Source organism: Geomonas anaerohicana, from assembly GCF_016458305.1.
Lineage (GTDB): Bacteria > Desulfobacterota > Desulfuromonadia > Geobacterales > Geobacteraceae > Geomonas > Geomonas anaerohicana.
In genome coordinates, this window is the sequence record NZ_JAEMHL010000016.1 from 60,473 (window position 1) to 68,800 (window position 8,328).

The 8,328-nt window shown below is 58.2% G+C and carries 6 protein-coding genes; 2 read left to right on the top strand and 4 right to left on the bottom strand.

The window, feature by feature from the left end; translation table 11 throughout:
• Nucleotides 1–169 precede the first annotated feature (169 nt).
• Nucleotides 170–1,078 (top strand): YceI family protein, encoded by a 909-nt coding sequence (locus JFN91_RS19935; RefSeq protein ID WP_236015276.1) that lies wholly within the window; start codon nt 170–172, stop codon nt 1,076–1,078.
• 251 nt (nt 1,079–1,329) lie between these two features.
• Here JFN91_RS19935 and JFN91_RS19940 read toward each other — a convergent pair whose 3' ends face one another.
• The 4 genes from JFN91_RS19940 to JFN91_RS19955 all read right to left on the bottom strand — a co-directional run bounded on the left by JFN91_RS19940 (nt 1,330) and on the right by JFN91_RS19955 (nt 5,889).
• Entirely contained in the window at nt 1,330–1,923 is a 594-nt protein-coding gene (locus tag JFN91_RS19940; RefSeq protein ID WP_199390900.1) for a hypothetical protein, read from the bottom strand.
• Nucleotides 1,924–2,286: 363 nt separating this feature from the next.
• The gene (locus JFN91_RS19945; protein WP_199390901.1) at nt 2,287–3,147 is read right to left on the bottom strand and encodes an AraC family transcriptional regulator; all 861 of its coding nucleotides are present in this window, start codon (nt 3,145–3,147) and stop codon (nt 2,287–2,289) included.
• 451 nt (nt 3,148–3,598) lie between these two features.
• Nucleotides 3,599–5,086 carry a PAS domain S-box protein gene (locus JFN91_RS19950; RefSeq protein WP_199390902.1) on the bottom strand — a complete coding sequence of 496 codons (1,488 nt, stop codon included), beginning with the start codon at nt 5,084–5,086 and terminating at the stop codon, nt 3,599–3,601.
• Between the two features lie 392 nt (nt 5,087–5,478).
• Nucleotides 5,479–5,889: a response regulator gene (locus tag JFN91_RS19955; RefSeq protein ID WP_199390903.1), complete on the bottom strand. Its 411-nt coding sequence runs from the start codon at nt 5,887–5,889 to the stop codon at nt 5,479–5,481.
• 433 nt (nt 5,890–6,322) lie between these two features.
• On the opposite strand from JFN91_RS19955, the gene JFN91_RS19960 reads away from it, so the two are divergent.
• Nucleotides 6,323–7,942: a methyl-accepting chemotaxis protein gene (locus tag JFN91_RS19960; protein ID WP_199390904.1), complete on the top strand. Its 1,620-nt coding sequence runs from the start codon at nt 6,323–6,325 to the stop codon at nt 7,940–7,942.
• Nucleotides 7,943–8,328: the final 386 nt, after the last annotated feature.

Below are 8,328 nucleotides of genomic sequence, written 5' to 3' on the forward strand. Positions count from 1 at the left end.
CGCGTCGCTATGACCTTCTGGTGGTTTCTTTGCGTCTTTGCGACTTTGCGTTAAATAATTGCTTTTCCGGACTCTGCTGTCTGTGCGAAAGTTGAGAGGAATTATCGGCAAAGTGCTAAAATACCGGAAGATAAGAACCTGAAGTCTTTGCCGTTGGAGAACAAGAGGGATGAAGACCATGAAGACGACCACCTGTGCCGAACTGAAGGAACTGTTGGCCTCCGGCGCCCTCGTCATCGACGTCATGACGCCTGAGGATTACGCTGCCTGCCATTTGGCAGGCGCACATAACGCATGCATTTACGAGATGGTGTTCCTCGACCGCATCGCCGAGCTGGTTCACGACCGGAGCACCGGGCTGATCCTGTACGACGCGACCGGGAGCAGTCTCACCGCCGAGGTGGCCCGTGACCGCCTGGTCCAGGCGGGATACGAAAATGTTTCCGTTCTGGAAGGAGGACTCGCCGCCGTGAAAGCGTCCGGTCTTCCCGTCGAGACCGGAACGGAAGCATGCCCCGATGCCGCGACCGCCGACGGCAGCTACGCCATCGATACCGAAAAAAGTTCCCTGCAGTGGATCGGGCGCAACCTGAACAACCGCCACCATGGTACTATCGCCCTGCAGGCGGGCGAGTTGGTTATGCGCGACGGCAGGCTCAGCGCCGGTTCCATTGTGCTGGACATGACCAGCATCGAAAACAGCGACCTACAGGATCCGTACTGGCGCGATCTCCTAGTCAGGCATCTGAAGTCCGAAGACTTCTTCGCCGTCGAGCGTTTCCCCACCGCCGCGTTCCGGCTCATCCGGTGGGAGCCCGAGAGTGCGGAATATACTGATGCGCCCGAAGGGACCGCCCTCGGAGAATTGACCATCCGGGGCATTACCCGGCCGGTCGGCTTTCCCGCCATAGTCGCGCCGCAGCAAGACGGCAGTATCAAGGCCCATGCCCATTTCGACATCGACCGGACCCTCTGGGACGCCGGCTACGGCTCCGCCAAGCTCTTCGAGCGTCTAGGCATGCATCTCGTGCACGACCTGGTCACGCTCGAGCTGTTCGTCCTGGCGGTTAGAAAGTGATTACAGGAAGGAAGAGTAGAGGAGAGAGGGTGCGCGGCAAAAGGGGACAGGCTCCGTCAGGTGCCTGTCCCCCTGGCGGAACGCTCCATTACGCTTAGCCAACTTCGGCAACCATTTTTACTATTCGCAGGGATGAAGGGGATAAAGGCGTAAAGAGGATAAAGAGGATGCAGGCGAAGACAAAGGGATTTCAGTTTTAGCAAAGGTTTATCCCTTTCATCCCCTTAATCCCTGTTCGTTGATTCGGCTTTTTACTGCGCCTCCCCAGTATCCCTGACCTCAGCCTCGGCCTCGCCGCTCCGAATCCCGCTGCAACTGCAAACCTTGCACCCGCCCCCATCCTCGCAGGGCCGATGGATCACGTTGTACAGCACGAACAGTATGGTCCCCATCAGCACCGCGGCAAGGAGATTGGTTGCACCGAGGATGTCCTCTGCCTGGAACACGCGCCCAACCACCCCCACCCCGCGCACGTCCGAAGCGGCGGACGCGAGTTTCCCGAGCCCGAAGTAGAGAATGCCCCCCAGGCCCACGACGGCGCCTGCGTTCATCGCCTTGGTCACCAGGTAGTGGCAGGAGAAAACGGCGCGGCTTTCCGACAGGCAGATGAGGGCACCGGTTCCGATGCAGAAAGCGGCGCTGGGAATGAGGAGATATTGGACCAGTTCGATAGTGGACTGGTTGAGGACGGCAGTCTCGATTCTGTGTGAGGATGTCGTGTAGATGTGGAGCAGGTAGAGAAGGCAGGCGCCGCTTCCGGCCAGGATGGCGGAAGAAAGCATGTGGGCCTGTTTGAGGGCCGAGTGGAAGGCGGCATACAGTGGCAGTGACAGAGAACGCATCATGGCATCCCTCAACGCCGTCCACCCTACCCCGCGTGCGACGGCTGCAGAACCGCAGGCCCGATGCGGGCCCCATAGACTTCGATTCTTCGCGTACGGGAATTGCGTGGATGCATCGGCTGTTGCAGGTTCCCTCTCGCCCTGCCAAAAGCGTATACACTATTATCTTTAATAAGTAAACAACAAAGGCCCCGCCCCCATTGTTGTCCGTCCCCCCTCCCCTCGCGGGAGGAGGATAGTGGGGCCTCCCCCTCCCTTGACGGGAGGGGGCAGGGGGGTGGGTGACCTTGCCATGAAAGCATATGCGGCACCTACCCTAGTTCATTTTGCAACGTGTGTTTGCTGCGCTTGCAGCGTCCAATGCTGCTATTTGAGCGGCAGGTAGATGTCAGTGACCAGCTCGTGCTCCGCGACGTCCGGCACCAGGTTCAGGTAATGGAAGAAGATCGGGAAGTCCCGCAGTTCCTCACCGCTTTGCGGAAACCAGTCCCGGCACAGCGGATAGACCGTGTCGCCGATCCGGTCATGGCAGCCGAGGTGGCGCGCCACGGCGCAGCGGCCGGCGGGGATCACGCCGTTGCCTACCCCCTGCGGATTCTCCGGCACCGGTTCCGACACCGATCCGCAGATGTCGAAGCGGAACAGCTCCGGCTCGGTCACGGCAGGATCGTCATAAACGATGCCGAAGGTGAGCGCCTGCTTCACCGGCGAAAGCCCGCTCTGCTTGCGCCACTCGATGAACTTCAGCGCGGACTCGTCAATCTTCTCCGGCGCGCCCCGGTGGGGCAGCACCGCGATCCTCGTTTCCGGGAACTCCACGATTTTCACTTCCATCTCTTCTCTCCTTTGCATGGGCGGCGGCCGGAAGCGCTCCTTCCAGGGCTGCCATTGGGGGGATTTTCTGAACTGAGAGGGGGACTGGCCGAACACCTGCTTGAAGGCGCGCGAAAACGCTTCGGGACTCTCGAAGCCCGCGTCGAGGGCGATGTCGATGATGCGCTCCTCCCTGCGGTAGCAGAGCCGGTGCGAGGCGTGCTTCAACCGCATTTGCCGGATGAAGGCGAACACTCCCATGCCGGTGTAGAGCGTGAACTGCCGGTGGAAGTGGAATTTCGAGAAATGCGCCACCCGGCTCAATCCCTCCACGGTCAACGGCTCATCCAGGTGCCGCTCGATGTAGCGCACCACCCTGTCGAAGCGCTCCGCATATGCCTGTGCCTTGTCCATGTGCCTGCCGTCCCCTCTCGATTCGCAAGTGATCCTACCCCGGAGCCGGAGAGAAATCCTGACCGCAATTGCTCAATGCCGCGAATATAGCACCCGTCCCATCTTTTGGGTGCGCAAACTTTGATTCTCGACGTCCAAACAAACCTTTTGAGGAAAAGTGCCCAGCCTTTGAAGTTGAAACGTCTGGAAGAATCGAATATTTGCCACGAAGCACTGATTGAGGGCTCACGTCCCCCCCTTGCGAAGGGGGACAGAGGGGATTTTGTTTTTGGAAGGACTTACAGCTTCGGTCTACCGCAAGCAGAGCCTTTAACCGCGTCAAGCCCGGGAGCGATCTCTTATCCTTCACCCTCTGTGCGGAAAGTTGATGTTCGCCGCATAGAAAAAGGCTCCAGCCCCTTTAACGTGTGTGAGGCTGAAGCCTTTTTGAAATTGGTAACCGCCGGCTAGGCTACGAGAGCGTGAAATAGAAGACGGTCCCCTCCCCCACCTCGGAATCGGCCCAGATCCTGCCGCCGTGGCGGTCGACGATGCGCTCCACCGTCGCCAGTCCGATGCCGTTTCCTTCGTACTCCGGTCCGTGCAGGCGCTGAAAGGGACGGAACAGTTTGTCGCTGAACGCCATCTCGAACCCCACGCCGTCGTCCTCGACATAGAGGACATCGCCCTCGCTGGTCGTCCGGCGGCCGAAGCCGATGCTGGCGGTTTCTTTCTTCGCGCTGTACTTCCAGGCGTTTTGCAGGAGGTTGGCTATCAGCTGGTTCAAGAGCAGCTTGTCCCCCGACACCGTGATGCCCGGCTCGATGCTGAACGTCGCCGCACGCTCCGGAGCCATCTCCTGCAGCGACATGGCCGCCGCCAGCGCCAGCTCGCTGAGGTCCACCTCCGCCTTGTCCAGGGCCACCCTGCCGACCCGGGCCAGTTCAAGCAGGTCGTCGATCAGCTTGCCCATGCGGTCGCTGCCGTCTCTGGCCTTGTCGATGAAGTAAACAGCCTCCGGCGGCAGCTGCGACTCGAAATCCTCGGTGAGGATTCTAAGATAGGCGTTGATGTGGCGCAGTGGTGCGCGCAGATCGTGGGACACCGAGTAGCTGAAGGCCTCCTGCTCCCTCAGGGCGGTTTCCAGGCTTTCCGTTCGTTGCGCCACACGCCGCTCCAGTTCTTCCTGCACCTCCAGCAGCGCCCCTTCGACGCGCTTGCGCTCGGTGATGTCGCGCCCCACCACCATCATGGTAAGCGCCTTTTCCCCTCTCGCCCCTTCCGGCACGAGCTGGTACTCGAAGTGCCTGATCCCACTCTCAAACGGCATGCAATCCTCCACCACCATAGGGGTGCCGCTGTTGAAGACCGACCAGATCCTTTCTTTCCAGGTCTCTTCCAGCTCGGGAGGCAAGCCGATCTCGAAGAGCGTCCTGCCGACCAGTTCCTCGACCGCAATGCCGCAGGCTTTGGCGGCAGCCGCGTTGGCGTACACGTGGTACAGATTACGGTCGAAGCGGATCATGATGTCCGGCGAATTGTCGGCTAGAGCGCGGTACTCCTCGCGCGACCGGACCAGTTCCTGCTGCAGCTGTTTCCGCGCCGAGATGTCGCGCACAATGGCGAGCATCCCGCCGGGAGCCCCATCGGCGTCCGTCATCAGAGTACGCATCAGCTCGACCGGCACTCTTGTGCCGTCCTGGCGGACGTATTCCTTTTCGTATATTTCGGAGAAGCCGCGGACCTTGACCTGGTTCTCGATCAGTTCCGCCTCGCAAGGGAGGTACTCGTGAGGGGTGATGTCGCGGGAGGTTTTGGTGCGGAGCGTAGTGCGATCGTAGCCGACCAGGCAGCAGAACGCCTCGTTTGCGTGCAGGATGTTGCCGTCCATGTCCACGCTGCAGCACGCATCCCGCACCGACTCGCAAAACTCCACGACCTTTCCGTCAGCAACAATCATTGGACTTCCTTGGAGAAAGAGGAATGCCAGCGCTCTATGGCACGGCGTCGCGGATTATAAACCACAAATTGTAATACGTTCAATACAAAAAGCTTAACCAAGCAAGGAAGAGGTGACGCCACCAGCGACGACCTACATCCCAAAAAAAAACCCAATTAGCGACTGGGGGGAGAGGGAATTAGCGGAAGATTGTCGCTAATAAGGAAAAGAAAAGGCTCCGATCAACTCTTACGAGCCGACCGGAGCCGATTACTTTTTCCACCACTATTCTTACGCCGCGCTCTGCAGCCGAAGGGTCTCCCACCCGATGCAACAAGCCTGATCTAGACAGGAATCGGCTTGTGCCCGCCGTGGTAGTACACAACCGTCCGGCTGGTGATGCCGAGCGCCGTTCAAGTGCTTGTTTTTCGCACTTTTGCCCTCTCGATAGCGGCCTTTAAGTTTTTGATCAAATTTCTTAAGTCAACAGGTTTGTACGCAACGTGATGCACGCAAACATCTTTGATAAGTGAAGGGAAGGACTCTAGCTTGATGTCTGTGTCAGCAGTAATGAAAATAACAATAGGCTCACTTTCGTTACCCATTCGCCATGCAAACCTTATTCGTTCATCTCCAGCAAGTAGAGCATCGCAGACAACGATGTCATGGTCATTCTCTTCTAGTAATTGTAACGCTTCAACGGAAGTACTAGATACGTTAACCTCGATTGCCGGGAACTTGTATTTAATGTGATAATGCAAAATTTCTCGGCTTATATCGTCGTTCTCAATAAGTAGGAGCGTAAGTCGGTCATCGTTTCGCATGACAATCCTCCAATCTGTGTCGCAAATACAGAACGAGCACATCACTACAACATATCGAGGTGTCACCTATGCTCATTATATTCCAGATTTGGAAGGTTGCAATCAACAGCTATTACGTGCATTTACCTGGCGAGAATAAGGGCGAGCTTCTCACCTTCATATAGAGTTCACTGTCAAGATTCAAGACTTGACCCCAAGGCTGCCGAGAGTCGCGGAGAAATCCTGACGGGGATTGCTCAATGTGGCGAAGATAGCATGCCCCGGCAGCAAGGCGCCAGTCATCGCGAAGCGCAGTGCGCTTTGGGAGAATCTGAATCAGGCCGAAGAAACATTGAAGTTTTGTTGACTAAAGTACCCACACATAGATGCCGATAATTATTTGATGGATCACTATGAGTGAAAATTTCCGGCTGGTGCTACTAAGGGAGGATTTATGGCAAACCTCACAATCGCAAAACGGTTACTGCTTGGCTTTGGAACCGTGTCGTTGCTGCTGTTCATCGTTGTGGGGGCGGGGATGAAAGGTCTCTACAGCAGTGCCGACCAGTTGAACAACGTCAGCCGCATCAGCGGGCTCACCGCCAGTGCGGGGCAGGTGCTGATCAACCTGCAGGGGATCGACGAGGAAATGAAGGGGCTGGTGCTGGCCGATACCCAGGCGGATCGGGACAAGATTGCCAAGCACATGGAGGAGCACCGCGAAGCATACCGTCAGGCACTCGACGCGCTGAAAAAGAACACCAAGACCCCCGACGGCAAGAAGCTCGTTGCCGAGTTGGACAGCGCACTCACCGCCGGCACAAAGGTCAATGACACCTTGAAGGCCATTGCCGCCTCGGGCGACACCGCCAGGTTCAAAGCCGCCCTTGCCCGAGAGGGGGACCCGGCCCGGGAGAAATATGTGGCCGCAGCCGAGGCGCTGATGGACTACTACGCCAAGCGGAGCGACTTGAGGGTGAAGACCGCGCAGGAAGCAGGCACTGCCGCCATCACCACCATGCTGGTCACCGGGGGCATCGCAGTTTTGATTTGCATCGCCATCTCTGCGTTGCTCACCTCGGGGATCAAGAGCGCCCTGAAGCAGATAAGCAGTGCCATTGCCGTCATCGCCGGCGGCGATCTTACCCGGCGCATCGACTACCGCTCCAAGGACGAGTTGGGCCAGCTAAGCGATCATATCAACGATTTCGCCGGGAAGATCCAGTCGATCATGCAGGAACTCTCCAGCGATGCCACCAGGGTGGCCACGTCATCGAACCAGTTGAAGGCCACGGCGCAACAAATGGTGAACGGGACCGAAGAGATCGTCGCCCAGGCCAATACCGTCGCCACCGCCGGTGAAGAAATGGCGGCGACCTCCAACGACATCGCACAGAACTGCCACCTTGCCGCTCAAGGTGCCCAGGGAGCCAACCAGGCGGCAGTCGACGGCGCCGGTGTCGTCGAGGCCACCGTGGCCGTGATGGGAGTAATTGCCGAGCGGGTGCAGGGGGCGGCGAGGACCGTGGAATCGCTGGGCGAGCGATCCGACCAGATCGGCGCCATCGTCGGTACCATCGAGGACATCGCCGACCAGACCAACCTGCTCGCCTTGAACGCAGCCATCGAAGCGGCGCGAGCCGGTGAGCAGGGGCGCGGCTTTGCCGTCGTCGCCGACGAGGTCAGGGCCCTGGCCGAGCGCACCACCCGTGCCACCCGCGAGATCTCCGACATGATCCGCACCATCCAGGGGGAAACCCAAAGTGCCGTCCAGGCCATGGAGGAAGGGAGCAAGGAAGTCGAGCGCGGGACCGAGCAGGCCTCCCGTTCCGGCCAGGCGTTGGAAGCCATTCTCGAGCAGATCCACGCCGTCATGATGCAGGCGAACCAGATCGCCACCGCTGCCGAAGAGCAGACCGCGACCACCAGCGAGATCAGTTCCAACATGGTCCAGATCACCAGCATCGTGCAGGCCACCGCCCAGGGAGCCGACGAGACCGCCGCCGCCGCGGCCGCCCTCGCCTCCATGTCGGTCCGTCTCCAGGACATGGTCCGCCAGTTCAAGGTCGCCTAGATCGTTGTCGAGAAGCCCTGACCAGAAGTCTGAAAGTGGCGAATGAGCATCCTTCGCCACTCTTTTTGCGCGAGAACTTCAGCTCCCGGGTTTGAAGAACCGTTTTCAGAAGACATGCACATCTTTATGAACTTGAGACGTCGATTCGAAGAGATGTCGCTCTTTTTTCGTGCGAGAACTTTGGTTTTAATGTCTTGTGCGCAACTTTTTGAAGTTGAGACGTCGCCTCGGAGACATGTCGCTCGTTTTTCGTGCGAGAACTTTCGTTTTAATGTTTTGTGCACGACCTTTTGAAGTTGAGACATCGCCTCGAAGAGATGTCGCTCTTTTTTCGTGCGAGAACTTTGGTTTTAATGTCTTGTGCGCAACTTTTTGAAGTTGAGACG